Annotated in this window: 22 protein-coding genes and 1 pseudogene; 12 read left to right on the plus strand and 11 right to left on the minus strand. The window is 50.5% G+C overall.

The features are described 5' to 3' along the window. Positions 1-16: 16 nt before the first annotated feature. From HQ393_RS08555 to HQ393_RS08570, 4 genes are all read right to left on the minus strand, one after another. The gene (locus HQ393_RS08555; RefSeq protein ID WP_218871100.1) at positions 17-757 is read right to left on the minus strand and encodes a GntR family transcriptional regulator; all 741 of its coding nucleotides are present in this window, start codon (positions 755-757) and stop codon (positions 17-19) included. A gap of 25 nt (positions 758-782) precedes the next feature. After that, entirely contained in the window at positions 783-1,661 is an 879-nt protein-coding gene (locus tag HQ393_RS08560; protein ID WP_179354809.1) for a glucosamine kinase nucleotide-binding domain-containing protein, read from the minus strand. A gap of 270 nt (positions 1,662-1,931) precedes the next feature. Further along, the gene (locus tag HQ393_RS08565) at positions 1,932-2,618 is read right to left on the minus strand and encodes a phosphoadenylyl-sulfate reductase (RefSeq protein ID WP_179354810.1); all 687 of its coding nucleotides are present in this window, start codon (positions 2,616-2,618) and stop codon (positions 1,932-1,934) included. 21 nt (positions 2,619-2,639) lie between these two features. Further along, positions 2,640-3,425 carry a sulfite exporter TauE/SafE family protein gene (locus HQ393_RS08570; protein ID WP_179354811.1) on the minus strand — a complete coding sequence of 262 codons (786 nt, stop codon included), beginning with the start codon at positions 3,423-3,425 and terminating at the stop codon, positions 2,640-2,642. A 114-nt stretch (positions 3,426-3,539) separates the two neighbouring features. Between HQ393_RS08570 and cysB the strand changes: the two genes are divergently transcribed. Then, positions 3,540-4,478 (plus strand): HTH-type transcriptional regulator CysB, encoded by a 939-nt coding sequence (cysB, locus tag HQ393_RS08575; protein WP_179354812.1) that lies wholly within the window; start codon positions 3,540-3,542, stop codon positions 4,476-4,478. Between the two features lie 59 nt (positions 4,479-4,537). On the opposite strand, the gene HQ393_RS08580 is transcribed toward cysB, so the two are convergent. The 7 genes and pseudogenes from HQ393_RS08580 to glgB all read right to left on the minus strand — a co-directional run. Then, on the minus strand, positions 4,538-5,101 hold the full coding sequence (locus HQ393_RS08580; RefSeq protein WP_179354813.1) for an NUDIX domain-containing protein: 564 nt from the start codon (positions 5,099-5,101) through the stop codon (positions 4,538-4,540). Positions 5,102-5,184: 83 nt separating this feature from the next. Beyond that, entirely contained in the window at positions 5,185-7,638 is a 2,454-nt protein-coding gene (locus tag HQ393_RS08585) for a glycogen/starch/alpha-glucan phosphorylase (RefSeq protein ID WP_179354814.1), read from the minus strand. Between the two features lie 79 nt (positions 7,639-7,717). Continuing rightward, positions 7,718-9,151, minus strand: coding sequence for a glycogen synthase GlgA (gene glgA / locus HQ393_RS08590; protein WP_179354815.1), 1,434 nt, complete (start codon positions 9,149-9,151; stop codon positions 7,718-7,720). A gap of 81 nt (positions 9,152-9,232) precedes the next feature. Beyond that, positions 9,233-10,510, minus strand: a complete 1,278-nt coding sequence (glgC, locus tag HQ393_RS08595; protein WP_179354816.1) for a glucose-1-phosphate adenylyltransferase — start codon at positions 10,508-10,510, stop codon at positions 9,233-9,235. Positions 10,511-10,580: 70 nt separating this feature from the next. After that, complete coding sequence (locus HQ393_RS08600; protein WP_179354817.1) at positions 10,581-12,224, minus strand: alpha-D-glucose phosphate-specific phosphoglucomutase; 1,644 nt, start codon at positions 12,222-12,224, stop codon at positions 10,581-10,583. Positions 12,225-12,248: 24 nt separating this feature from the next. Next, positions 12,249-14,288, minus strand: coding sequence for a glycogen debranching protein GlgX (glgX, locus tag HQ393_RS08605; protein ID WP_179354818.1), 2,040 nt, complete (start codon positions 14,286-14,288; stop codon positions 12,249-12,251). Further along, positions 14,288-16,468: pseudogene (gene glgB / locus HQ393_RS08610) on the minus strand (1,4-alpha-glucan branching protein GlgB); the annotation flags it as partial. The pseudogene glgB and the gene glgX, both read right to left, overlap by 1 nt. Before the next feature lie 182 nt (positions 16,469-16,650). Between glgB and HQ393_RS08615 the strand changes: the two are divergent. From HQ393_RS08615 to iscX, 11 genes are all read left to right on the plus strand, one after another. Then, the gene (locus HQ393_RS08615; protein ID WP_179354820.1) at positions 16,651-18,282 is read left to right on the plus strand and encodes an alpha-glucosidase; all 1,632 of its coding nucleotides are present in this window, start codon (positions 16,651-16,653) and stop codon (positions 18,280-18,282) included. A gap of 111 nt (positions 18,283-18,393) precedes the next feature. Next, a complete protein-coding gene (locus HQ393_RS08620) occupies positions 18,394-19,020 on the plus strand; it encodes a PEP-CTERM sorting domain-containing protein (protein WP_179354821.1) in 627 nt (208 codons plus the stop codon). Positions 19,021-19,242: 222 nt separating this feature from the next. Further along, positions 19,243-19,995: a serine O-acetyltransferase gene (cysE, locus tag HQ393_RS08625; protein WP_179354822.1), complete on the plus strand. Its 753-nt coding sequence runs from the start codon at positions 19,243-19,245 to the stop codon at positions 19,993-19,995. 109 nt (positions 19,996-20,104) lie between these two features. Continuing rightward, positions 20,105-20,581, plus strand: a complete 477-nt coding sequence (iscR, locus tag HQ393_RS08630; protein WP_179354823.1) for a Fe-S cluster assembly transcriptional regulator IscR — start codon at positions 20,105-20,107, stop codon at positions 20,579-20,581. A gap of 42 nt (positions 20,582-20,623) precedes the next feature. Then, entirely contained in the window at positions 20,624-21,838 is a 1,215-nt protein-coding gene (locus HQ393_RS08635) for an IscS subfamily cysteine desulfurase (RefSeq protein ID WP_179354824.1), read from the plus strand. A 261-nt stretch (positions 21,839-22,099) separates the two neighbouring features. After that, positions 22,100-22,483: a Fe-S cluster assembly scaffold IscU gene (gene iscU, locus HQ393_RS08640; protein ID WP_157669733.1), complete on the plus strand. Its 384-nt coding sequence runs from the start codon at positions 22,100-22,102 to the stop codon at positions 22,481-22,483. 69 nt (positions 22,484-22,552) lie between these two features. After that, a complete protein-coding gene (iscA, locus tag HQ393_RS08645; protein ID WP_179354825.1) occupies positions 22,553-22,876 on the plus strand; it encodes an iron-sulfur cluster assembly protein IscA in 324 nt (107 codons plus the stop codon). Between the two features lie 106 nt (positions 22,877-22,982). Beyond that, positions 22,983-23,513, plus strand: a complete 531-nt coding sequence (gene hscB / locus HQ393_RS08650) for a Fe-S protein assembly co-chaperone HscB (RefSeq protein ID WP_179354826.1) — start codon at positions 22,983-22,985, stop codon at positions 23,511-23,513. A gap of 108 nt (positions 23,514-23,621) precedes the next feature. Next, positions 23,622-25,514: a Fe-S protein assembly chaperone HscA gene (gene hscA, locus HQ393_RS08655; protein WP_179354827.1), complete on the plus strand. Its 1,893-nt coding sequence runs from the start codon at positions 23,622-23,624 to the stop codon at positions 25,512-25,514. A gap of 13 nt (positions 25,515-25,527) precedes the next feature. Beyond that, positions 25,528-25,866 carry an ISC system 2Fe-2S type ferredoxin gene (fdx, locus tag HQ393_RS08660; RefSeq protein ID WP_179354828.1) on the plus strand — a complete coding sequence of 113 codons (339 nt, stop codon included), beginning with the start codon at positions 25,528-25,530 and terminating at the stop codon, positions 25,864-25,866. A 65-nt stretch (positions 25,867-25,931) separates the two neighbouring features. Next, positions 25,932-26,126: a Fe-S cluster assembly protein IscX gene (gene iscX / locus HQ393_RS08665; protein ID WP_179354829.1), complete on the plus strand. Its 195-nt coding sequence runs from the start codon at positions 25,932-25,934 to the stop codon at positions 26,124-26,126. Positions 26,127-26,192: the final 66 nt, after the last annotated feature.

Raw genomic sequence — 26,192 nt, forward strand, 5'->3', positions numbered from 1 at the left:
ATTAAATTTCAATACACTACTTATGCAACTCAACCACGAAGTCGTAGTAATCACTTCTAAACCAAGAGTGAGTCAGCTCAATAGCAACACCATTCTCTAGATAACCAACACGAGTCAAATGCAACATTGCAGCTCCTGGCTCTACACCTGTAAGCCTAGCCAGCTCCTCTGTCGCATTTACTGCCCCCATGTTCTGTATCGCACGTACAACACTAATTCCTTCTTCCCGCATGAAGTCATACAAAGACTCGCCGATCAACTCTGGATCGGGCACATAGTGATAGGGCAAAGATGTGTATTCAACCGCCATAACAGCATCATTTGCATACCGCAAGCGCGCCAAACGACTCACCCGACTATTGGGTGAGAGATTTAGCTTGAGCAACTCCTCAGTATTGGCCAACGCCACCTCACGGCTCAGCCATTTTGACGATGGGCGAAATCCGCGCTGCTTGAGCATTTCCGACAGATTCGTCAGTCGGGTTAGTGGCTGCTCCAATTTCGGCGTGATATAGGTGCCAGAACCTTGCCGACGTAGGATGAGTCCTTGCTCAAAAAGAAGGTCTAGCGCTTTTCGCGCGGTCACACGAGAAATGCCAAGAACATCACAAAATGTCCTCTCGGAAGGAAGAGGGTCGTCCGCTTTCCAAAACCCGGCATGAATTGCTGCGGCCAATTTGTGGCCAAACTGCAAATACAGCGGTGTTGCACTGTCATTATCTGGCTTCAACACCAGTAATTTATTCAGATTTTGCATTCCACCCTCACCATTTACCCAATGCTTATTTATATTCACGTGCGATCAAAATCAATGCGCCTGCACATGAATCTTTTTGTGGACGCGCAGTGGTCGCCAAGAACTCAGCAGGAATGTAGGGGCGCAACGCTTCAGACAATCCGCCACCACAAATCGCAATGGGTAACTCTGGTGCAGTAGCTCGTAAAGCTGAAGCGATATTGACAATCTCTTGCCCTGCATCATTGAGAAAGCTGCGAGCAACATCATCTGTTTGCCCAAACTCAACCACAATTGGAGAGAGTGAAGCGCATTCAGTTTGCTTCATTGCGCCCATCCACTCGAATACTTTTTCACGCGTATCGCCCGTCACAGTCAGTAGCTTACGACCAAAATCGGTCATTGGGCGACGGCCATCCATAATGCGTTGGACATGGTTGATTGCTTTGAGGCCTAAAAATGCGCCTGAACCTTCATCGGAAGTTGGAAAGCCCCAGCCGCCAACTTCGAGTCGCTCTCCGCTTGGCAACCAAGCCTCACCAATAGAACCTGTTCCAATGGCAATAATTGCGCCATGCGCACCATTGTGTGCGCCCAATAAAGTTGAATAACCATCGGTTTCTACGATTATGCGACCAAAACCAGGGTTTTTATTTTCAAATTCTTGTGCCCAGGCTTTGACTGTTACACCTGACAATCCAAAACCCACGGCACATTTACTAAAATCGCACTTTTCGATGCCCAGTTTTTTAAAAGCTTCGCGGACTGTTAAAGTGATATTGGTCCATGCTTTATCGATACCCTGACCCAATGCCGATGGACCGCCTTCAGCACGAACTTTTTCAACACCATCCAGACCAGCAATCGTTACTCGGGTACCTGTACCACCACCATCGACACCAATCAGAAATTCGATTTGACTCATAATCACTCCCCTCCACTGCGAAAATCACTTAATACGGTTAATGGACTCAAACTCTTTTAGTTTGGAAAAACACATACCAGTTGATCAGTGTCATTTAGGACGAACTAGACCAACACCAACAAAATCACGGCGTTAAAATGCAATATAGCTGATGTTACATTCAACGCAAGCATACCAATTTAGAGATGCACACCATGAGTGTCAATCGCCAGACATAAAAAAACGCCCAAATTATTGGGCGTTTTGCGTTTAGCCAAAAAAAAACTGCTTTTAAATCTTCTTCGCGTGCAGACCACACTCTTTATTTTCAGGGTTTTCCCACCACCAGCGACCTGCGCGAACATCCTCACCCATAGCAATTGGGCGTGTACAGGGTGCACAGCCAATCGACGGAACTCGTTGATCATGTAACTTGTTATACGGGATATTTTCGGCGCGTATGTATGCCCAAACTTCCTTTTCCGTCCACTCGATCAGTGGATTGAATTTTTCCAGACCATTGCCCGTATCAAACTCTTGGTAGCCTAAGTCAGTTCTGGTCGGGGACTGCTCACGGCGCAATCCTGTAACCCAAGCTTTACGATTTTTCAATGCACGCTGCAGTGGCTCAATTTTGCGCACATGGCAACAAGCTTTCCGTAATTCAACGGAATCATAAAATGCGTTAATGCCATTTTGATTCACGTATTGCTCAACCGAGGCCGTGTTTGGAAAATAAACTTGAATTGGGTGCGAAGGATAAGCGGCCGCAACTTCTTGCATCAATGTGTATGTTTCAGCAGGAAGACGTCCGGTATCTAAACTAAAGACATCAATTGCCACTTGATGCTTTGCCAGCAAATGCGTAATCACCATATCTTCGGCACCAAATGAATTGGCAAAAATGGCAGGTGAGAAATCAGCAGCAATACGCTGTAGCAAGGCTACGGTTTCAGTTAATTTTTCTTCGAAATTCATCTCAATCTCGTCTTGTGAAATTTAAAAAGCAAGTTTCCAGCCAATAAACACCAACATTGCCGCCAAGCACGGACGCAATACTTTATCAGAGACCCGACCCGAAAGATGGCTACCCAAGTAAATCCCTGGCAATGAGCCCATTAATAGATATCCCAACAAACTCCAATCCATATTACCCATGCCCGCGTGACCCAAGCCTGCAACCAAGGTCAGAGGTACTGCATGGGCAATCTCGGTTCCCACCAAACGCTTAGTCGGCAGTAATGGATACAAAATAAATAATGCGACAGTACCCAATGCACCTGCACCAATCGATGTTAACGTCACGATAGATCCCAGCAATACTCCAACGAGAACCGTCAGAGCATTCAGGCGTGGGCCTGCCACATGAAAAGCATCGCCCGCATGTTTTTGTGAGAATGCGATCATTTGCGTTTTAAACACAATAGCCACCGCAGTAAACAACAAAGCAAAACCTAAACCTTGCTTAATGATGCTATTGAGCACCTTGGTATCAGTGTGCAAATTATGTAAAACCAGCAAAGTCAGCGCTGCAGCTGGCACACTACCTAGCGCCAACCAACCCGTGATTTTCCAGTCGATATTTTTATTTTTCTGATGGACATACACCCCACCAGCCTTAGTGATGGCGGCATATAACAAATCGGTGCCCACCGCTGTCGCTGGATTGATCCCGAAAAATAAAAGGATGGGCGTCATTAAAGAGCCACCTCCCACGCCGGTCATCCCAACGATAAAACCAACGACTAATCCCGCGACGACAAAACCATACCAAGCTACGTCCATCTCTTACACCCGTTATTTTTATGAGTGTGGACATGATAACGCCCACAAATAGAAGCCTTTAGACTATTCTGTTACCATGATAGAAGGATTCGTTCTTTTGATTTGGGGTGAGTGATGAAACTGCAGCAACTGCGTTATCTGGTCGAAGTCGCCAAACAAGGTCTCAATGTCTCGGAGGCAGCTGAAAAACTGCATACCTCACAACCTGGGATCTCAAAGCAAATTCGCCTGCTTGAAGACGAGCTGGGTGTACAAATTTTTATTCGTAATGGCAAACGAGTCGTCGATATTACCGCACCGGGACGCGAGATTTTACGAATTGCTGAACGCATTTTAATGCAATCCCAAAACCTTAAACGTATTGGTGAAGAATTTATCCAAGTTGAAAATGGCAGTCTCACCATTGCCACAACGCACACCCAAGCGCGCTACGCCCTGCCGAAAGTGATTCATGCTTTTTTGCAGCGCTACCCTAAAGTTCGCCTTTCCATCAAGCAAGGCAGCCCCACTCAAATCAGTGAAATGGTGGTTGATGGTAGCGCGGATCTTGCAATCGCCACAGAAGGGATTGATCATTACCCAGAGCTGGCCATGCTCGACTGCTATGACTGGAATCGCTGCATTATTGTGCCCAAGCAGCACCCTCTAACACAGCTTAATCGCAAGCTCACAATGCAAGATATCGCAGCATGGCCGCTCATTACCTATGATTTTGCTTTTGCTGGCCGTTCAAAAATAAACCGCGCATTTGAAGAGCAAAACCTAACGCCCAATGTGGTGCTGACCGCGATCGACTCGGATGTGATCAAAACTTATGTTGAGCTTGGTTTGGGCATTGGTATTTTGGCTGGCATGGCGTTTGAGCCTGAACGCGATGTTGGACTGACCGCCATTGATGCCAGTCACTTATTCGAAAAATCCACAACCCATATCGGGATGCGCAAAGATGCGTACCTGCGTGGGTATGCGTATGACTTTATCGCTTTATTCGCACCACACTTAAGCCGCGCAGTCGTACAAGAAGCATTACTCTGTGAAGATATTGAAGACTAATTGCTAGGTATATCGCTACAGTCATTTTAGAACAATGACTTTAGCGATATACCCCAACTTCACTTCAACCCTTTCTGCTGCGCCCAAAAAATCCCACTGACGGTTTTAGCATCGGTAATCGAACCATCCATCACGCCAGTAACCAGCTCATCCATACTCATCGAAATACATTCTACAAACTCGCCAGCATCCAACTTGGCTTCACCAGCGCTGAGATCTTTGGCGAGGAAGAGTTTAATTTCTTCATCGGTATAACTAATAATGGGATGCAATACGCCTAGGTATTCCCAATGCTGAGCGGTATAACCCGTTTCTTCGAGCAATTCACGTTGCGCACACTCTAGCGGGTCTTCCCCTGCTTCAAGCTTACCCGCAGGAAACTCAATGAAGACGCGGTGCAAGGGATAGCGATACTGGCGCTCCAGCAGTAATCGACCATCGGGGAGTTGCGGAATGACCATGACCGCACCGGGGTGCAAGATATATTCGCGAGTCGCTTCAGAGCCATCAGGCAGGCGAATAGTGTCACGGTTTACATGCAATAAATTTCCATCAAATACCCGCTGACTGCTCAGCGGCTCTTCATACAAATGGCTATCCTGTGGGGGCTGATTTTCGCTCATTATTTTTCTCAAGTTCTCGACTGATTTAGACAATAAAAACGGCAGCCCAAAAGGCTGCCGTGAGTTTACTGCAAAAAGTAAAATTAAAGTTTGACCGGCGTCGTATGCCAGATTTTCTCTGCATATTCCGAAATAGTGCGATCAGAAGAAAAATACCCCATCCCCGCCACATTCAGAATGGCTTTTTTCGCCCACTCTTCAGGCTTGGCATACAGTGCATCGACTTGATCCTGCGCGGCAATGTAGGACTCATAATCAGCCAGCAGTTGATAATGATCGCCCCAATTCACTAGCACATCGAAAATCACGCGATAGCGCTCTGGATCTTGCGGGCTGAAAAAGCCGTTGGCCAATTGATTGAGCACCTCACGCAATTCACTATTACTCTCGTAAATAGCACGTGGGTTATATCCATCGCGGCGCAGTGCATTCACTTCTTCGGTGGTATTGCCAAAGATGAAAATATTATCCGCGCCCACCGCCTCTTGCATTTCAACATTGGCACCATCCAGCGTACCAATTGTCAAAGCGCCATTGAGACCAAACTTCATATTCCCCGTACCAGAAGCTTCAGTCCCTGCGGTGGAAATTTGCTCGGATAAATCAGCGGCCGGGATAATAATCTCGGCCAAACTCACGCTGTAATTGGGGATAAACACCACTTTAAGTTTATCGCCGACGCGTGAATCATTATTGATTTTGATACCCACATCATTAATCAACTGAATCACTAATTTAGCCATGCGATAAGCGGATGCCGCTTTACCAGCAAACACAACAACACGGGGTTGAATCGCTGCATCTGGGTCACGCAAGATGCGGTTGTACCGCGTAATCACATGCAGCACATTTAACAACTGGCGTTTGTATTCGTGAATTCGCTTTACCTGTACATCGAACAGCGCATCAGGATTAATCACCCCGCCCAGATTGCGCGCCACATATTTCGCCAGTCGCTCTTTATTCGCATGCTTCGCATCGCGGAAATCTTGCACAAATTTAGGAAAGTCGATGTGCGATTTCAACTCGGCCAATTCATCCAAGCGCACGCGCCAAGTTTGGCCGATTTCACGATCGATCAAGCTCGATAATTGTGGATTAGCCAAGGCCAACCAGCGACGTGGGGTAACACCATTAGTGACATTGGTGAAACGCTCAGGATAGATTTTGGCCAGATCAGCAAAAATCGACTCCACCATCAAATCAGAATGGAGCGCAGAAACACCATTTATCGTGTGGCTGGCCACCACGGCCAAATAAGCCATCCGGACTTTGCGATCACCATGCTCTTCAATCAAAGAAACATTACGCAGTAAATCATGATCACCGGGGAATTTAGCCGCAACTTCTTTGAGGAACTTTTCGTTAATATCAAAAATAATCTTCAAATGACGCGGCAGTAAATGTCCCAACATGTCGACAGGCCAAGTCTCCAAAGCTTCAGACATTAAGGTGTGATTGGTATAACTAAAGACCTTGGACGTAATCGCCCAAGCTTCATCCCACTCGTAATTGGCTTCATCGATCAAAACCCGCATCAACTCAGGAATCGCCAGCACGGGATGCGTGTCATTCAAGTGGATAGCGACCTTGTCATCCAGATTATCCAGATTGTCATGCGTCATGCGATAGCGGTGCAGGATGTCCTGCACGCTCGCCGCAACAAAGAAATACTCTTGGCGCAAACGCAACTCTTTGCCGCTGTAGGTTGAGTCATCGGGATAGAGCACGCGCGATACATTTTCTGACAAGTTTTTCTCAGCAACCGCAGAAAAATAATCCCCCTCATTAAATTTAGAGAGGTTAATTTCACGAGTTGATCGGGCAGTCCACAAGCGCAAGGTATTGGTGGCCGTGGTATCAAAACCTGGAATAATAATGTCGTGCGCGACCGCGAGTACGTCATTTTGCGTATCTAGCCAGCGCACCTTTTTACCATCAGTTTCCAAGCGCCCGCCAAAACGGACACGGTAGCAAACTTCATCGCGCGGAAAGTCGAGAATATTGACCGAGCCCAGCCAAGTATCTGGCACTTCAACCTGACGACCTTCAATAATCCGCTGCTTGAACATCCCGAATTGATAACGGATACCATAACCCATGCCAGGGATACCCAATGTTGCCATCGAGTCGAGAAAGCATGCCGCCAGACGACCTAAACCACCGTTGCCCAGCGCGGCATCAGGCTCCATATGCACCAGATCATCATAATCAATACCCATCTCATCGAGTGCGGTACGAACGGTTTCTTCCATATCAAGTGCAAGCAGCGCATTTGATAGTGCACGACCAATCAAAAACTCCATCGAGAGATAGTAGACGCGTTTAACATCTTGTGAATATTGGGCACGCGTTGTTTGCATCCAGCGCTCAACCATTTGATCGCGCACGGTCAGAAAAGTCGCATCGAGCCAGTCTTTGGGTTGGGCGGCGACCGGGTCTTTGCCGATGGTGTACATCAGTTTATTGGCAATCGCTTTTTTAACTTCACTGACATCATGATGATTCGTTACATCATATTGAAACGGCATGCTCATCAAGTGTTCTCCGTAAATTCATTATTATTTAAGTCAATCAACTCAATGATTGATTTGGCATCGCCCGTCTAAAAACGTATTAAGCACCTAAGGCACGGTACAGTTGCAGATACTGCTCGGCGGCGGCATGCCAGGCAAAATCACGGCTCATCGCCGTTTTTCGTACTGCTTTCCACTCTTTGGGTCGAGCCCATAGCGCAAACATGCGACGTATACCCCTAGCCAGTTCATCGCCAGAAAATCCATCAAATACTGCACCTGTAGCAATACCCTCTTGCAAATTCTCAAGACTGCAATCAACCACCGTATCGGCCAAGCCGCCAACTCGTCTCACCAAAGGTAATGCGCCATATTTCAAACCATAGAGCTGCGTCAGCCCACAAGGCTCGAAGCGGCTGGGCACCATAATGACATCACTGCCGGCCATAATCTGATGGGAAAACGCTTCGTCATAGCCTATCTTGACCGCAATTTGCGTCGGATTTGCTGCCGCAGCGACACGGAATGCCGCCTCCATATTGGCATCCCCACTGCCGAGCAAGACAAATTGACCACCTCGCGAGGTAATTTCGTGCAATCGCTCTAGCACTAAATGCAAACCTTTTTGCTCGGTGAGTCGGCTGACCACGGCAAATAAAGGGGCATCGCTGTTTTCCTGCAAACCCATGCTCAATTGCAACGCAGCTTTGCACTTAGCCTTAGCAGTTGGTTTTTCCGCGCTGTAGCTGGTCGCAATGAGTGCATCATTGGCTGGATTCCAAATCGCATCATCCACACCATTGAGTACCCCAGACAAAGCTTCGCCGCGATCACGCAGCAAACCATCCAAACCGCAACCTTGCTCTGCCCCCGCAATTTCATGCGCATACGTTGGCGATACGGTCGTGACGCGGTCGGCAAAATAAATGCCCGCCTTCATAAACGATAAATGCCCGTGAAACTCCACGCCATTCACGCTAAAGAAATGAGCAGGCAAATCGACGGCAGCAAAATCAGACGGCGAAAACACCCCCTGATAGGCCAGATTGTGAATCGTAAATACCGTACGCGCTGGATGACCCACTGCAGCAATATACGCAGGCGCTAAACCTGCATGCCAGTCATGTGCATGCACCACGCTCGGACGCCAAAATGGATCAACACCTTCGGCTAGGCGTGCAGCGACCCAACCCAAGACTGCAAAGCGCACATGATTATCCGAATACGGATGCTGATTGCCATCTTGGTAAGGATTGCCACCCCGTGCATACAAATGCGGCGCATCAATCACGTAGACTCCGACACCCTCGGCGGTTTGCCCAAACAAGATACGCAACTCACCTGCGAAGCTGTGTAGGCTAACGACCTCGCCGCTGATGTCCAGACCTTGCATAATGGCAGGAAAGCCTGGCAGCAAAACACGGACATCCGCACCGAGCGGGCGCAGTGCAATCGGCAAAGCGCCGCTGACATCGGCTAAGCCCCCTGTTTTGAGCAGCGGAAACATCTCGGCGCAAACATGTAAAATCTGCATCAATCTATCCTCTTATCGTCATCAGCACGCATTGACTCTCATTATTGATAGAGAAAATGACCGACTGATGGCAAGGTGCAATTATTTCAATTTCGCCAACATATCTTTGGTAATCAACGTCACGCCACCTTCCGAGCGATAGAAACGGCGCGCATCTTCTTCGGCATTTTCCCCAACGATTAGGTTTTCAGGGATTTCGCAGCCGCGATCAATCACGCAACGGCGTAAACGCGAACCACGCCCAATCACGACTTCGGGCAAGATCACCGCTGAATCAATCGTGCAAAATGAATGCACGCGAACTTGTGAGAATAGAACAGAGTTAATCACTAGTGAGCCAGAAACAATACATCCCCCTGACACCAGCGAATTGAGCGTCATCCCGTGGCTGCCGTTGCGGTCTTGCACAAACTTAGCGGGTGGCAATTGCTCTTGTAGCGTCCAGATGGGCCAGTTTTTGTCATAGACATCGAGCTCTGGCGTAACGGATGCCAAATCCAGATTGGCAGCCCAGTACGCATCAACTGTGCCAACATCACGCCAGTAAGGGGCTGCATTTTGATCTTCGAGTACGCAAGACAGGCCAAATGGATGCGCAAATGCTTTACCTTCAGATACTGCTTTTGGAATCAGGTCTTTACCAAAATCATGCGTCGAGCCTTCGAGCTTGATGTCTTCTTCCAGCAAACGTTCCAGATAGGCCGTATTGAAAATATAAATACCCATCGACGCCAGCGACACAGCGTCATTCCCCGGCATCGCGGGTGGATTATCGGGTTTTTCAACAAAAGCGGTAATTTTACGGTCTTCGCTAATGGCCATGACGCCAAAAGCACTCGCTTCAACCCGTGGCACTTCGATACAAGCGACGGTGACTTCTGCGCCCAGCAGGACATGATCGACCAGCATGCGCGAGTAATCCATTTTATAAATATGATCGCCCGCCAGAATCACGACATAGTCTGAGCGGTAGGTGCGCAAAATATCCAGATTTTGATAAATTGCATCTGCGGTACCGCGATACCAGTGCTCTTCGTCAACACGCTGCTGCGCTGGCAGCACATCAACAAACTCATTCATTTCATTACGCAAAAACGACCAACCGCGTTGCAAATGGCGCATTAAGGAATGCGATTTATATTGCGTAATCACGCCGATGCGGCGAATGCCTGAGTTAATGCAATTGGACAAGGCAAAATCAATAATCCGAAATTTGCCGCCGAAATACACACCCGGCTTGGCACGATGATCGGTGAGTGCTTTGAGCCGTGAACCCCGCCCACCGGCCAACACCAAGGCCACAGCACGGTTTGGTAGTTGGCGGGCTAAGGTTGCTTTGTCAATTAACTGAACTTCCATGATTCCTCTCCTGATTTTGAGCCGTGCTCGGCCTTGCGCATTATTAGAGTTGAGTTATTGTTGGTCGAAATTAGGTCACAACCGTTGGTTGCTCACGGCCGCTGCGCTCAGTAATTTGTGCCACTTGCCCAGCGATCACAATTAAATCAGCCAATGCAGTTTGCGTCGGGATGGCATGTTGGCTGGTATCGGCCTCATATTTTTCTAGATAAACACGCAAGGTCGCGCCTTCCGTACCTGTCCCCGACAGGCGAAATACAATACGGCTGCCATCAGTGAAAATAATGCGGATACCTTGCTTTTCGCTGCGTGAACCATCCACCGAATCGTCATAAGCAAAATCATCAGCCAAGGCGACAGCCCATTGCTGACTCAAACCATTGAATGACTGACCAGCCAAGGTCGGCAACTGCGCCCGCAAGTGCGCCATCAAACCATTCGCGGCATCGGTGTCGAGCGCTTCATAATCGTGGCGAGAGTAGAAATGACGACCGTACGTTTGCCAATGTGCAGTCACGATCTCTTCAACCGACTTGCCAGTCACGGCGAGCAAATTGAGCCAGAACAGCACAGCCCAAACACCGTCTTTTTCGCGCACATGGCCAGAACCGGTGCCGTAGCTTTCTTCACCGCACAAAGTTACTTTGCCCGCATCGAGCAAATTACCAAAAAACTTCCAACCCGTTGGCGTCTCAAAACACGGCAAACCCAATTTTTTCGCTACGGCATCGACCGCACACGACGTTGGCATCGAGCGCGCAACACCCGCGATACCAGCGGCATAGCCTTTGATCAAGGTCGCATTGGCGGCCATTACCGCCAAACTATCTGACGGAGTCACAATAAAGTTGCGGCCCAAAATCATATTGCGATCGGCATCCCCATCGCTGGCCGCGCCAAAATCGGGCGAATCAGCGGCAAACAAGTGGCTTACCAAATCTTCGGCATACACCGGATTGGGGTCGGGATGCAGGCCGCCAAAGTCTTCCAGCGGAACGCCATTTACAACCGTGCCTTTGGGCGCGCCAAGCAGGCCTTCGATAATACGGGTGGCATAAGGGCCTGAGGCGGCGCACATCGCATCAAAACGCATCCGCTTGCCCGAGGCAAACCAAGCGCGAATGGCGGCAAAGTCAAACAAGCTTTCCATCAACTCGGCGTAATCACTCACTGGGTCAATCACTACCACCTGCATACCACCAAGGGTATATTCACCTAGAGATTCAATATCAATATCTTCAGCAAGATACGCATGGTATTCAGTAATATTCGTTGTACGAGTGTAGATCGCCTCAGTGATTTTCTCTGGCGCTGGGCCGCCGTTGGTTACGTTGTATTTAATCCCGAAATCGCCATCGGGGCCGCCTGGATTATGCGAGGCAGACAGTACAATGCCACCCACAGCGCCGTGCTTGCGAATCACACAACTCACCGCAGGCGTCGATAACAAAGCGCCTTGACCGACCAAGACTTTGGCCACGCCATTGGCAGCCGCCATTTTCAGGATGGTCTGTACTGCGGCGCGATTGTGATAACGGCCATCGCCGCCCAGCACCAGCGTGCCGCCTTTGAGCTCGGGCACCACATCAAAAATGGCCTGCACAAAGTTTTCCAGATAACCGGCCTGCTGAAATACCGTCACCTTCTTGCGCAAACCCGAAGTACCTGGGCGTTGACCAGCAAATGCTTGAGTTGAAACTGTTGTGATACTCATTACCTACCCTCTTCAATCTATTCTTTAGTTTGTTTTTAATTGCAAAATCGTAATACTGCGCGCCGCCACTCGGCAGTCGCGACCAGAAAAATCCGATTGGGTATCACCCGTACTCGCCAAGCGCATCGTCCATTCGCCCACAGACAATGGTGGCAAGTGAAAATGCACCTGATGCGCAGACGCATTAATTAGCACGAGAAATTGATTCGACAACAACACCATCATCGCGCGCCCACCATGGTCATCCCAGTCGTGGGGCTGCATTGGGCTAGCGGATGGATTAAGCCAAACCACATCGGTGATGCCCGCCGCATCGGGCTGGCTGGTCCACCAATCATTTATGCTTAATGCATGACACTCGCGTCGAATGGCGATCAATTCGGCGATATAGTTGGTCAATTCTGAATTGGCGTTTTGCCAATTGAGCCAAGTTATTTCATTGTTTTGGCAATAGGAGTTGTTATTGCCTTGCTGGCTGTGCCCCAGCTCATCGCCCGCCAGCAACATCGGCGTGCCTTGGCTTAACAATACGGTGGCGAGCAAAGCCTTGCTGGCACGGAGCCGCAGTAAATTCACGCCTTCATCCGTCGACGGGCCTTCCAAGCCGCAATTCCAGCTCAGGTTGTGGCCATGGCCATCGCGGTTGTGTTCTTTATTGGCGTGATTGTGTTTGTGGTTGTACGACACCAAATCGCGCAGATTAAAACCATCGTGTGCGGTGATGAAATTCAAACTCGCTTCGGGGCGACGGTGACCTTTATGAAAGGTATCACTTGAGGCGGCAAAGCGGCGCGCAAACATCGCGCGCGTCACACCATCGTGCAACCAAAATTTGCGCATTACGTCGCGGTATTGGTCGTTCCACTCGACCCAACCAACAGGGAAATGCCCCAGTTGATAACCGCCAGCGCCAATATCCCACGGCTCGGCGATCAATTTCACACTCGATAATTGCGGGTCTTGCGCAATGGCGGAGAAAAACGGCGCAAACGTCGTATATTTGCCATCCAAGCGTCCCAAAATCGGCGCCAGATCAAAACGGAAACCGTCGACGTGACATTCATTCACCCAATAGCGCAGGCTATCCATCACCAGCTGCAATACGCGAGGATGGCTGATATTCAATACATTGCCGCAGCCAGTCCAATTCTCGTATTGATCGGGGTGTTGTGGATTTAGAACGTAGTAACTGGCATTGTCGATACCACGAAATGACAAGGTCGGACCGAGTTCATCGGTCTCGGCAGTGTGGTTAAACACCACATCCAAAATCACCTCAATGCCCGCGCCGTGCAGCGCTTTGACCATCTCGCGAAATTCAGACAAGGGCGTAGTGCCGACCCGACCTGACCAATATGTTGATTCCGGCGCAAAAAAACTTTGCGTGTTGTAGCCCCAGTAATTTTGCAATCCGAGCTTTTGCAAACGCGGCTCATCGGCATGCAAATGCACGGGCAATAACTCGATCGCGCTAATGCCCAACTTCTTGTAATGCGCCAGCATCACGGGGTGAACCAAAGCCGCATAGCTGCCGCGAATTTCCGCCGGAATATCGGGGTGTAGTTGTGTCAAGCCGCGGACATGCGCTTCATAAATGACCGTTTGTGCCCATGGTGTTTTTGGCGCGGCATCGGCGCCCCAATCAAAAGGCTCGGAAACCACGACTGCCTTTTGTGCCACATGGGTATTATCTTGCGCATCAGGCTGATTATGATCTAGCGAGCTATACCCTAGGCTAACATCATCGATCACATAGCGACCCAATACCGCCTTGGCATATGGATCGAGTAGCAATTTATTGGCATTAAAACGATGACCACGCTGCGGCAGATATTCGCCATGCACCCGATAGCCATACACCTGCCCCGGTTTGGCATCGGGTAAATAACCATGCCACACCCCATGCGCACATTCGGGCAAAGCCAGCCGCGCCGTTTCGTTAATGCCATTCGCATCAAACAAGCACAGCTCGACCTTGCTGGCGTGCTCGCTAAACAGCGCGAAATTAACCCCGTCGCCATCAAAGGTTGCACCGAGCGGATAAGGAGTGCCAGCCTCTAGCATTAATCTTTACTCCAGCGCAGATACACTGTCGCTAATGGGGGTATTGTCATGCAAACTGACTCTGGTCTAGCGTGAGCAGCAATACATTCGGTAGGTAACTTCAAATTACCGGTATTGCTGCCGCCATAATATTCAGAATCTGTATTGAGAATTTCACGATATACACCGGCCCGAGGCACACCGAGGCGATAGCCGTGGCGTGGTACAGGGGTGAAATTACTCACGACCACGATAAATTCATTCTCGTCTTCACCCTTGCGGATAAAGCTGAAAATCGAATTATCGGCGTCATCATGGCTAATCCACTCAAAACCGCGATGATCGAAGTCAATTTGATAGAGCGCAGGCGAATCGCGATACACCTGATTCAAATCGCGCACCAGATGTTGCACGCCACGGTGCCAGCCATTATCAGGATCATCGACTAAATGCCAATCGAGGCTAGTATCGTGATTCCACTCGCGGCCTTGCGCAAATTCGCACCCCATAAACAGCAATTTCTTGCCCGGATGCGCCCACATATAGGCGTAGTAAGCGCGCAAATTAGCAAATTGCTGCCAGCAATCGCCGGGCATCTTGGCCAGCATCGAGCCTTTGCCATGCACCACTTCATCGTGCGAAATTGGTAGTACAAAATTCTCACTAAATGCGTACACCAAGCCAAACGTCAGCAAATGATGATGATATTTGCGATGCACCGGGTCTTGCTGCATATAGCGCAGCGTGTCGTTCATCCAGCCCATATTCCATTTGTAATGAAATCCCAGCCCGCCCATCGCCGGTGGGCGTGACACCGATGGAAACGCAGTTGACTCTTCGGCCAGCGTAATCGCTTCAGGCCGCTCAACACCAACGACTTCATTCATCCGGCGCATAAAATCAATGGCTTCCAGATTTTCGCGCCCGCCAAATTGATTCGGAATCCATTCGCCGTCTTTACGCGAATAATCGCGATACAACATCGAGGCCACAGCATCGACGCGCAGACCATCAATACCGTAACGCTCAATCCAATACAGCGCATTGCCAATTAGGTAATTGCGTACTTCATTGCGTCCAAAGTTGTAAATCAGCGTGTTCCAGTCCTGATGAAAACCTTCGCGTGGATCGCTATGCTCATACAGATGCGAGCCATCAAATTGCGCGAGGCCATGGCTATCGGTCGGAAAATGACCAGGCACCCAATCGAGGATGACACCGATGCCGTTTTCATGTGCGGTCAATACTAAATGACGAAAATCATCAGGGGTACCAAATCGAGATGTCGGCGCATAAAGACCTAGCGGCTGATACCCCCACGAACCATCAAATGGATGCTCGTTCACTGGTAATAATTCGATATGGGTAAAGCCCATATATTTCACATAATCGATCAGCTCGACCGCCAGCTCGCGGTAGCTCAACCAGCGATTACCTTCTTCGGGGCGACGGCGCCACGAAGCCAGATGTACTTCATAAATCGAAACGGGCGCATTCAGAGCATTGGCGGCTTTACGCGTTTGCGTGCCTTCAACCCAAGCAGGCAGGCGTGCGACACGCGACGCAGTTGCGGGCCGCATTTCAGCCGAAAAACCATATGGGTCGGCTTTAATTTGCAACGCGCCATGTTGATCGATGATTTCGTATTTATAACCCTGCCCTTCCTGGACGTTCGGCAGGAAGATTTCCCACACGCCACATTCACGGCGCAAACGCATCACATGGCGGCGACCATCCCAGTAATTAAAATCGCCCACTACCGAAACACGGCGCGCATTCGGCGCCCAGACGGCAAAAGCCACGCCATCGACGCCATCCATAGTGCGAAAATGTGTACCGAGGCGCTCGTACGGACGCAGCTGATTGCCTTCTCCGAGCAACCATAAATCCATATCCCCCAACACCGGCGGAAAACGATAAGGATCTTCGATATCCACCGTTTCGCCACGCCAAGTCACCTGCAAGCGATACGCAAAGTGATTCTTCCGCCGCGGCACCACTACGCTAAAAAAACCACGATCATCAATGCGCTCTAGCTGAGCGAGTTTTTTGCCGGTTTTACTTTCAATCAAGCTGCATTCACTAGCATTGGGTAGCCAAGCTCGAACTTGCAAAGCACCATCGCAAAGATGCATACCTAAAAAAGAAAATGGATCAGCGTGCAGGCCAGCACATACGGCGGCGATTTGTGCAGAATCGACAGGAATCATTCATGCCTCGAGGTAAGATTTGTTTTCTTGCGCAATTATTATTTATAGTCAAAGCTAACTAGTTTGCACTGCACAAGAATCTTATGCGCTCGGCTTACGATGACGCAAGCAAAGTACGGAAAAACCCGCATAATTCCGTAAAACTACACACAAATTCTGCAAGGATATTGGCCATGGCAAAAAAGAACCCTGACTGGTGGCGTGGCGCGGTGATTTATCAGGTTTACCCCAGAAGTTTTCAAGATAGCAATGGCGATGGTGTGGGCGATTTACCCGGCATCATCAGCAAAATGCCCTATCTGGCCGACCTAAACATCGATGCGATATGGATTTCGCCTTTCTTCAAATCACCGATGGCCGACTTTGGCTACGACGTTAGCGACTATCGCGATGTCGACCCCCTGTTTGGCACGCTAGCTGACTTCGATGTTCTGCTCAAAGCCGCACACAAGGCCAAGCTCAAAATCATCATTGACCAAGTTTTGTCTCACACCTCAGAAGAACACGCCTGGTTTAAAGAAAGTCGCAGCTCACGCACTAACCCAAAAGCAGACTGGTACGTCTGGGCCGACCCCCAGCCCGATGGCACGCCTCCGAATAATTGGCTATCGGTCTTTGGCGGCAGCGCGTGGCAATGGGATAGTCGCCGCTGCCAATATTATTTGCACAATTTCCTCACCAGCCAGCCCGACTTGAACTTCCATCATAAAGAAGTGCAAAAAGCCATTTTGGGCGAGGTGGAATTTTGGCTTAAACGTGGCGTGGATGGCTTTCGCTTTGACGCCTGCATTTTCCATTTTCATGATAAAAAACTGCGCAACAATCCAGCCGCCCTCGTTGCCGACACCACCAGCGTTGCGGCGACCAATCCTTACGGCATGCAGCAACACAAATACGATAAATCGCAGCCAGAAAATATTAAATTTTTGAAAAAACTGCGCAAGTTGCTCGATAAATATGGCGCCGCCAGCGTGGGCGAAATTGGCGACGATGATTCACCGAGCCGCATGGCCGAGTACACCGAAGGTGGCGATAAATTTCATCAGGCCTATAGCTTTGATTTGCTCACTGAAACCTTTACCGCCGCACACATCCGTCAGCAAGTCGAAACGATGGAGCAGAAATTTGCTCAGCTCGATAAACCAGGCTGGATGTGTTGGTCCATCGGCAATCACGACGTACCGCGCGTTGCAACGCGCTGGGGGAAAAATGCAGGCGGCGCTCAATTTGCCAAGCTGATGATCGCACTGCAAGGCAGCTTGCGCGGCTCATTTTGCATGTACCAAGGCGACGAACTCGGCCTGATCGAAGCCGATATTCCGTTTGAGTTATTGCAAGACCCCTACGGCAAAGCCTTCTGGCCCGAATTCAAAGGGCGCGACGGCTGCCGCACGCCGATGCCGTGGGAAGCGGGCAAACCCAATGCGGGCTTTTCCAGCGGCACACCTTGGCTCCCCATTCCCGCCGAACACGTCTTGGCCAGCGCCGACACGCAGGAAAAACCTCGCGAATCAATCTTGAATTTCACACGGCGTTTTTTGGCTTGGCGCCGCAAGCAGGCCATCATCGTCAAAGGCGAAATTCAATTCCTCCCCGCCCCCGAGCCTTTATTGCTGTTTGAGCGCGTCGATGACAAAAACAAAGTACTGATCGCCTTTAACCTCAGCGACAAGCCACAAAAAATCGACCCCCCCAAAGGCTGGGAAAAAATCACCGCCATGGATGGGCACGGTTTGATGGGCGGCGCGGTGAATAAAAAGCAAATTGTGCTGCAAGCTTGGGGCGGGTATTTCGGCATCATCTAAGCACCGCTGCCTTCTAGAACCATATGCAACACTTAGACCTAGAACACAGACTTTGCGCCATACCCGTGGCAAAATCTGACTCTCGGCTTAAGAAAAAAACTAGGAATAGAAATGAAACTGATCAAACTAGCAGTTTTGCTAAGCACTTTAGTAGCAGCAAGCTTTGCGCAGGCCTCCTTTAGCAACGCCAGCTTTGAAAACAACAACGTTAGCGGCGGGTATTTATATGCTCCCCAAGTTGTCGCCACCGGCTGGAGTTTTGCCAATGGCGCAGGAGTTTCCGCTAATAGCACGGCGTGGGGTGGTATCACCCAGAGCGGCAATTATTTTGCCTTCTTGCAAAATACAGCTTCAATTAGCCAGACTTTCAATAATACGAATGCGGCTAACTTGAGCTTCAGCTTCGATTTGGCGCAGCGTAGCGCATGGAATAATGGCGGAGCGCAAACGATTGACGTGCTGTTTGATAATCAAAAATACGCCAGCTTTACTCCAAAAAACAGTTTGGGCTGGGATACGTGGGGCAGCTTTAGCTTTACGGTTAACAATGTAAATGCAGGTAGCCACACACTGGCCTTTATCGGGGTAAACCCACTCCATGCGGGCGATACTGCGGCATTCCTTGATAACGTCGCAGTCAATGTTGCGCCTGTGCCAGAGCCAGAGACCTATGCCTTAATGGGTATGGGTTTAGTTGCATTAATCGCCGCGCGCCGTCGCAAAATGAAGGCAGCTTGATTGGCGTTTGATTGAAGCGATTCATCACTAGTATCACAACGGCTCGCCTTGCGAGCCGTTTTTCCTTCCTTACCTAGTAGAGTATTGCCATGAAATCACTATAAATGTTGATTTTTATGGCAATACCCCACCCACCTAACCAGCACGTCCACCGTAAACTTTCGGCATGGGCAGAAACCGAGTAAAATAGTCAGTCTTTCTAGCCAGACCGAAATCACCGCCATGCTAGCCCGTTTGCGTGAAAATATTCGCGTGGTTTTTGACCGCGACCCTGCAGCCCGCTCGACACTGGAAGTGGTGATCTGTTATCCAGGTTTTCATGCATTAACCCTGCACATCGTGGCGCATGGATTGTGGAAGCGTGACTGGAAACTATTGGGGCGTATAGTCTCGCACGCCTCACGCTTCTTGACTGGCATCGAGATACACCCCGGAGCCACTATCGGCCGACGGGTTTTTATCGATCACGGCATGGGCATTGTCATCGGTGAAACGGCCGAAATTGGCGACGATTGCACGCTTTACCATGGTGTCACACTGGGCGGCACCTCATGGAATCATGGCAAGCGCCACCCGACCTTGGGCAAGGGCGTCATCATTGGCGCGGGCGCAAAGATACTTGGGCCAATTACGCTGCACGACGGCGCTAAGGTCGGCTCAAACGCTGTTGTGGTCAAAGACGTACCAGAAAACGCCACTGCAATTGGCATTCCAGCTCGCGTACTGGCGGCGCAAATCGAACAAGCTCGTGAAGAAAAAGCCGAACAACTCGGTTTTTCTGCTTACGGCGTGGGCGCTGATATGAACGATCCGATGGTGAAAGCGATCCATGGCCTGCTCGATCATTCGGTCACCACCGACAAACGCCTGGAAATGGTGCTGGCTCGTCTTGAAGCCTTGGGCGTTGACTGCGCCGAAGAAAGGGCAACAGCCGATAAGTTTGACCCAACTTACCTCAATAAAATCGTTGATTAAGACCACCTAGCCCCCAAGAATATAGTTGACTGAACTAGTCGGGTTTTTACTTGACTAAAACACTAGGTTATTTTACGATTCGCTCTATGCTTTTCACCAAGGATGCACCATGCGCTTGACCACAAAAGGCCGCTTCGCCGTTACTGCGATGCTGGATTTGGCCCTTCGCCAAGCCAATGGCCCCGTCACGCTAGCGGGCATTAGCGAGCGGCAACATATTTCGCTGTCTTACCTGGAGCAATTGTTCGGTAAGCTGCGCCGTCGTGAATTGGTTGAAAGCGTGCGCGGCCCCGGCGGTGGTTACTGTCTGGCGCGTGCCGCCTGTGAGATCACCGTCGCCGAGATTATCCAAGCGGTCGACGAGCCCATTGATGCCACCCAATGCGGCGGCCGCGAAAACTGTCGCGACGAATCGCGCTGTATGACGCACGATTTATGGACCGAACTAAACACCACGATCCATGGCTTTTTATCGGGCGTCACGCTCGCCAGCCTGATCGAGAAACAGCAAGAGAAAACCAAACGTTGCGCGGACACACTCACGGTAGTGAAAGACCAGCGCCTTAGCGTTTTGAATGCCCATTAATTTATCGCCTAATTTAGTCGTATTGCATCCGGAGCAAAGCTCATGACTCAGCAAAAACCAATCTATCTTGACTACTCAGCAACGACACCAGTTGATCCGCGCGTTGCCGCCAAGATGATTCCTTACCTCACCGAAATGTTTGGCAACCCAGCCAGCCGTTCGCACCCATTTGGTTGGGAAGCAGAAGCCGCGGTGGAAGAAGCCCGTGAGGAAGTGGCCAAGCTCGTCAATTGCGATCCGAAAGAAATCGTCTTCACCTCTGGCGCGACTGAATCGATCAATCTGGCGCTCAAAGGCGCGGCGCACTTTTACCAGACTAAAGGCAAACACATCATCACGGTAAAAACCGAGCACAAAGCAACGCTCGACACCGTGCGTGAACTGGAGCGCGAAGGCTTTGAAGCCACCTACATGGACGTGCAAGAAAACGGTTTGCTCGATCTAGAAGCACTGAAAGCTGCGATCCGTTCAGATACGATTTTGATCTCTGTCATGTCAGTGAACAACGAGATCGGCGTGATTCAAGATATCGCGACGATTGGCGAAATCTGCCGCGAGCGCGGCATCGTGTTCCACGTGGATAGCGCACAAGCCACGGGCAAAATCGCGCTTGATTTGTCGAGCTTAAAAGTTGACTTGATGAGCTTCTCTGGCCACAAAACGTACGGTCCGAAAGGCATTGGCGCTTTGTATATTCGCCGCAAACCACGTATCCGTCTAGAAGCGCAAATGCACGGCGGCGGTCACGAGCGCGGTTTCCGCTCTGGCACTTTGGCGACGCACCAGATCGTCGGTCTGGGCGAAGCATTCCGCATTGCGCGGGAAGATATGGTTGAGGAAAACAAACGCATCGGCGCGTTGCGCGATCGTTTGTGGAATGGCTTAAAAGCCATCGAAGAAACGCATTTGAACGGTGATATGGCGCAACGCGTGCCGCACAATCTGAACGTGAGCTTCAATTACGTTGAAGGCGAATCGCTGATTATGGCGCTGAAAGACTTGGCGGTATCGTCAGGCTCGGCCTGTACCTCTGCTTCGCTGGAGCCATCTTACGTATTGCGCGCCTTGGGTCGTTCGGACGAATTGGCGCACAGCTCGATTCGCTTCACGATTGGCCGCTTTACCACGGAAGCCGAAATCGACTACGCGATTGAGCTGATCAAAGGCAAGATCGACAAGCTGCGTGCGTTGTCGCCGTTGTGGGATATGTACAAAGAAGGTATCGATATCAGTACCATCGAATGGGCAGCCCACTAAAAATTGACTGCGGCTCGTGACGCCATACGGCGTTGCGAAACCGCTTGTTTACAGCAGTAAACGGCGCGGCTCCGCGCCTTGTCTGGCATCACGATCCACGCCAATTTGCTTGGCTTAAATCAGATTCAGGCAACTGATAAAATTTGAGAACAATACAAAAATTCGCTGGCAAGAAGCACAGCCGCAGACAGTACAAATAGTACGGCAAGGCGAAGCGACCCAGACAGCGGATTTTTGGCTTATTACGAAGAGGCACACGAAATGGCATATAGCGAACAAGTACTCGACCACTACGAAAACCCGCGCAACGTTGGCGCTTTTGATAAAGGCGACGACACCGTAGGTACTGGCATGGTCGGCGCGCCAGCCTGTGGCGACGTGATGAAGCTGCAAATTAAAGTCGGCGAAGACGGCTTGATTACCGATGCAAAATTCAAAACCTACGGCTGTGGCTCGGCGATTGCTTCATCATCACTCGTGACTGAGTGGGTGAAAGGCAAAACGCTCGACGAAGCTTTGGCGATCAAAAACACCCAAATCGCTGAAGAATTGGCCTTGCCACCGGTTAAAATTCACTGCTCGATTCTCGCTGAAGACGCGATCAAAGCGGCGGTTGAAGATTACAAGCAAAAGCACGGCAATTAATTCCCTGGGTATAGCGCCAAAGATCTTTCATCAATTGATTTTCGGCGCAATACCCTACTGGAGTAAAACATGGCACTGACATTAAGCGAAGCGGCAGCCAACCACGTTGCCAATTTCCTCAAAAAACGCGGCAAAGGCCTTGGCATTCGTCTAGCGGTGAAAACCTCAGGCTGCTCAGGGATGGCGTACAAGCTCGAATTCGTTGACGTTGAAAGCGAAACCGATCTGGTATTCGAGAGCTTTGGCACCAAGATTTATACCGATGCCAAATCATTGGCGTATCTTGATGGCACCGAGCTCGATTACACCAAGGAAGGCTTGAACGAAGGTTTCAAATTCAACAACCCGAACGTGAAAAACGAATGCGGTTGTGGTGAAAGCTTCGGCGTTTAAGGGCTTGCAACGTAGGGGGCAATAAGGCGTGAGCCGCATTGCGCCATCGTCCTAAAAATCGGTGCAATGCGCGTAGCTTATTGCACCCTACCAGCTCACTATTCCCATGATAGATTTCGCGCAATCCCATTTTGTCCTGTTTGGCCTCACCCCCGCGTTCAGCATCGACACGAAAACCCTCGATGCGCATTATCGTGAGCAAGTTGCGCAGTATCACCCCGATCGCTTTGCGACTGCCGCCGATGCCGAGCGTCTCGCTAGCCTGCAAGCGGCCACGCACATCAACGAAGCCTACCAAACGCTGAAATCCGCCCTGCCCCGCGCGCGTTATTTGCTGCAATTGGCGGGCGTTGATACGCAGGAAGAAACCAATACCGCAATGCCGATGGATTTTTTGATGGCGCAAATGGAATGGCGTGAAAGTATTGCCGATGCCAAAGCCAGCCAAAATGTCGATGCACTGGAAAATCTAGCGCGCGAAATGCGCGCTGAAATGCAAGCCTTAGAAGATAAACTCGCCACACAAATCGACGCGCAACAAGACTTTGTCAATGCAGCGATGAGCGTGCGAAAATTACGTTTTATGGAAAAGCTGGATCAGGAAATTGGTGACGCGATAGAAGCGGTTTTGTATTAAACGCTCTCGCACACCCCAGCCAGGGTATATGCCTGAAATCGTTTTAGATAAATAATTTCAGGCATATACCCTAATTATTCTTCACTGATTATTTTAGGATTTAAGCCAATGGCTTTGTTGCAAATCTCCGAACCCGGCCTTTCAGCCGCACCTCATCAACACCGATTGGCGGTGGGGATCGACTTGGGGACGACCAATTCATTGGTAGCGACAGTCAAAAGTGGCAGCGCCGCTTGCCTGCCCGATCACGATGGCCGCGAGCTGCTGCCTTCGGTCGTGCATTACGGTCGTGAAGGCGATTTGTTAGTCGGTCGCAGCGCACAAGCCAAGCAAAACGAAGATCCCAGCAACACCATTGTGTCGGTGAAGCGCTTTATGGGCCGCGGCATTAACGACATCGCCGACCTGGCAACGCCGTATCGCTTCGCCGATCCATCTACAAATCAGTCAGCCGAACAGTCGGCGGGCGAATCGGGCATGCTCAAACTAGTAACCCGCGCCGGCGTGAAAAGCCCGGTAGAAGTTTCAGGCGAAATCCTGAAAGCCCTGAAAGCACGTGCCGAAGAAAGTCTGGGCGGCGAACTCGTTGGCGCCGTGATCACCGTGCCCGCCTATTTCGACGACGCGCAGCGCCAAGCGACTAAAGACGCGGCAAAATTGGCGGGGCTAAATGTCTTGCGCCTACTGAACGAACCGACCGCGGCCGCGATTGCCTATGGTCTGGATAATGCCTCCGAAGGCACGTATGTGATTTACGACCTGGGCGGCGGCACGTTTGACGTGTCGATTCTGGAGCTAACGCGCGGCGTGTTTGAAGTGCGCGCGACCAGCGGCGACAGCCAACTCGGTGGCGACGATTTTGACCACCGTATTTATTGCTGGATTTTGGAGCAGGCCGATATTCACGGCCCGAACGCCAACGATCAGCGCCTATTGCTAACGCGTGCGCGCGAAGCGAAAGAATCGCTCACCGACCGCGATAGCACGCGCATCACCGCCGTGTTGTCCGATGGCGCCGTGATTGATTTGGAACTGACCGCCGAGCAATTCCACAAAATGACCGCGCATCAAATCAGCAAAACGTTGCTGCCGGTGAAAAAAGCGCTACGCGACGCGAAATTAACGATTGAAGACATCAAAGGCGTCGTCCTCGTTGGCGGTGCAACGCGCATGCCGCATGTCCGCAAAGCGGTGCGCGAATTATTCGGCCAAGAGCCACTCACCAACCTAGACCCCGATAAAGTTGTGGCGATTGGCGCGGCGATTCAGGCCAATGTGTTGGCGGGCAATAAGGGCGACGACGAATGGTTGCTGCTCGATGTAATTCCGCTCTCGCTCGGTCTGGAAACGATGGGCGGCTTGGTGGAAAAAGTCATTCCGCGCAATAGCACGATCCCGACTGCACGCGCGCAAGAATTCACCACATTCAAAGACGGCCAAACGGCGATGGCGATTCATGTGCTGCAAGGCGAGCGCGAGTTGGTGAGCGATTGCCGCAGCTTGGCGCGCTTCGAGCTGCGCGGCATTCCACCGATGGTGGCGGGTGCGGCGCGCATTCGCGTGACGTTCCAAGTCGACGCCGATGGTTTGCTGTCCGTTTCTGCGCGTGAGCAATCGACAGGAATTGAAGCGAGCATTGCCGTGAAGCCATCGTACGGTTTATCAGACGATGAAATCAGCCGCATGCTGACCGAATCAATGACGCACGCGCAAATCGACGTACAGGCGCGCAAACTCGCTGAAGCACGCGTCGAAGCCGACAGCATTGTCGCCGCCGTGCTGGTTGCGCTCGATACCGATGGCGACCTGATTAATGCCAATGAACGGGCACAAATTGACGACGCGATTGCCAAGCTACGCGCCGCCAACGCGGCACAAGATGCGAATGCCATAATCGCAGCCACCGAACATTTAAATGCCACCACGGGCGATTTTGCCAGCCGCCGAATGGATGCCGCAGTCAAACGCGGTTTGGCTGGCCATAAAATTACTGAGCTTTAAGGACTGATCCACCATGACTCAAATCGTTATTTTGCCGCACGCGACGCTGTGCCCTGATGGTGCAGTGCTCGACGTTGAGCCGGGTACGACCATTTGCGATGCACTGCTCGCCAATGACATTGAAATCGAACACGCTTGTGAAAAATCCTGCGCCTGTACCACTTGCCATGTATTGGTGCGCGAAGGTTTTAACAGCCTGAACGAAGCCGATGAGCTCGAAGAAGATCAACTTGATAAAGCATGGGGCTTGGAGTCTTGCTCACGCCTATCGTGCCAAGCCGAAGTGGCTGACACGGATTTGGTCGTTGAGCTGCCTAAATACACGATCAATCACGCACGCGAACATCACTAAGCGTATTGGCTTGAAAACCTTTGATTGATTAGCCTTCATGGCAATACATGACAGGAGTATCAATAATGAAATGGACAGACACCCGCGATATCGCGATTGAATTGGCCGATAAATTTCCTGATGTTGACCCCAAAACCATCCGCTTTACCGATCTGCGCGACTGGGTGTTGGCATTAGAAGGCTTTGACGATGACCCGAAACATTGTGGGGAAAAAATCCTCGAAGCGATTCAAATGACGTGGATGGATGAGGCCGAATAATCATTTCGACTTTATTTATCGAATCGGCATAATTTGTAACAGCGTGGGCTTAATCTCACGCTGTTT

It is taken from the genome of Chitinibacter bivalviorum, from assembly GCF_013403565.1.
GTDB lineage: Bacteria > Pseudomonadota > Gammaproteobacteria > Burkholderiales > Chitinibacteraceae > Chitinibacter > Chitinibacter bivalviorum.

What these genes read in the sequence shown, in the direction of transcription:
- HQ393_RS08635 (WP_179354824.1), top strand. Translation starts at nt 20,624, where the DNA reads ATGACTCAGCAAAAACCAATCTATCTTGACTACTCAGCAACGACACCA.
- HQ393_RS08620 (WP_179354821.1), top strand. Translation starts at nt 18,394, where the DNA reads ATGAAACTGATCAAACTAGCAGTTTTGCTAAGCACTTTAGTAGCAGCA.
- glgA (WP_179354815.1), bottom strand. Translation starts at nt 9,151, where the DNA reads ATGCAGATTTTACATGTTTGCGCCGAGATGTTTCCGCTGCTCAAAACA.
- HQ393_RS08565 (WP_179354810.1), bottom strand. Translation starts at nt 2,618, where the DNA reads ATGAATTTCGAAGAAAAATTAACTGAAACCGTAGCCTTGCTACAGCGT.
- iscU (WP_157669733.1), top strand. Translation starts at nt 22,100, where the DNA reads ATGGCATATAGCGAACAAGTACTCGACCACTACGAAAACCCGCGCAAC.
- HQ393_RS08555 (WP_218871100.1), bottom strand. Translation starts at nt 757, where the DNA reads ATGCAAAATCTGAATAAATTACTGGTGTTGAAGCCAGATAATGACAGT.
- HQ393_RS08570 (WP_179354811.1), bottom strand. Translation starts at nt 3,425, where the DNA reads ATGGACGTAGCTTGGTATGGTTTTGTCGTCGCGGGATTAGTCGTTGGT.
- hscB (WP_179354826.1), top strand. Translation starts at nt 22,983, where the DNA reads ATGATAGATTTCGCGCAATCCCATTTTGTCCTGTTTGGCCTCACCCCC.
- cysB (WP_179354812.1), top strand. Translation starts at nt 3,540, where the DNA reads ATGAAACTGCAGCAACTGCGTTATCTGGTCGAAGTCGCCAAACAAGGT.
- iscR (WP_179354823.1), top strand. Translation starts at nt 20,105, where the DNA reads ATGCGCTTGACCACAAAAGGCCGCTTCGCCGTTACTGCGATGCTGGAT.
- HQ393_RS08560 (WP_179354809.1), bottom strand. Translation starts at nt 1,661, where the DNA reads ATGAGTCAAATCGAATTTCTGATTGGTGTCGATGGTGGTGGTACAGGT.
- HQ393_RS08600 (WP_179354817.1), bottom strand. Translation starts at nt 12,224, where the DNA reads ATGAGTATCACAACAGTTTCAACTCAAGCATTTGCTGGTCAACGCCCA.
- hscA (WP_179354827.1), top strand. Translation starts at nt 23,622, where the DNA reads ATGGCTTTGTTGCAAATCTCCGAACCCGGCCTTTCAGCCGCACCTCAT.
- iscA (WP_179354825.1), top strand. Translation starts at nt 22,553, where the DNA reads ATGGCACTGACATTAAGCGAAGCGGCAGCCAACCACGTTGCCAATTTC.
- HQ393_RS08585 (WP_179354814.1), bottom strand. Translation starts at nt 7,638, where the DNA reads ATGAGCATGCCGTTTCAATATGATGTAACGAATCATCATGATGTCAGT.
- cysE (WP_179354822.1), top strand. Translation starts at nt 19,243, where the DNA reads ATGCTAGCCCGTTTGCGTGAAAATATTCGCGTGGTTTTTGACCGCGAC.
- glgC (WP_179354816.1), bottom strand. Translation starts at nt 10,510, where the DNA reads ATGGAAGTTCAGTTAATTGACAAAGCAACCTTAGCCCGCCAACTACCA.
- fdx (WP_179354828.1), top strand. Translation starts at nt 25,528, where the DNA reads ATGACTCAAATCGTTATTTTGCCGCACGCGACGCTGTGCCCTGATGGT.
- iscX (WP_179354829.1), top strand. Translation starts at nt 25,932, where the DNA reads ATGAAATGGACAGACACCCGCGATATCGCGATTGAATTGGCCGATAAA.
- HQ393_RS08580 (WP_179354813.1), bottom strand. Translation starts at nt 5,101, where the DNA reads ATGAGCGAAAATCAGCCCCCACAGGATAGCCATTTGTATGAAGAGCCG.
- glgX (WP_179354818.1), bottom strand. Translation starts at nt 14,288, where the DNA reads ATGCTAGAGGCTGGCACTCCTTATCCGCTCGGTGCAACCTTTGATGGC.
- HQ393_RS08615 (WP_179354820.1), top strand. Translation starts at nt 16,651, where the DNA reads ATGGCAAAAAAGAACCCTGACTGGTGGCGTGGCGCGGTGATTTATCAG.